The sequence below is a fragment of the Bacillus cereus group sp. BfR-BA-01309 genome (genome assembly GCF_022664315.1).
GTDB classification, from domain to species: domain Bacteria; phylum Bacillota; class Bacilli; order Bacillales; family Bacillaceae_G; genus Bacillus_A; species Bacillus_A mobilis.
This window is the reverse complement of sequence record NZ_JAKUHE010000090.1, coordinates 1-216: the sequence shown is the minus strand read 5'-3', so window position 1 is coordinate 216 and position 216 is coordinate 1. Positions and strand designations below refer to the sequence as shown.

Below are 216 nucleotides of genomic sequence, written 5' to 3'. Positions count from 1 at the left end.
ACAAGGTCCCAACTACCATCGGCGCTAGAGAGCTTAACTTCCGTGTTCGGTATGGGAACGGGTGTGACCTCTCTGCCATCATTACCAGACTATTGAAGGTATATTCCTTCAAAACTAGATAACATTTGCTTCATATTATATGGTTAAGTCCTCGATCTATTAGTATTCGTCAGCTCCACATGTCACCATGCTTCCACCTCGAACCTATCAACCTGA

At 44.0% G+C, this 216-nt stretch carries 1 rRNA gene; it reads right to left on the bottom strand.

Going from position 1 to position 216, the window contains the following annotated elements:
* Nucleotides 1–89: ribosomal RNA gene (gene rrf, locus MR115_RS29775) — 5S ribosomal RNA — on the bottom strand; the annotation flags it as partial.
* Nucleotides 90–216: the final 127 nt, after the last annotated feature.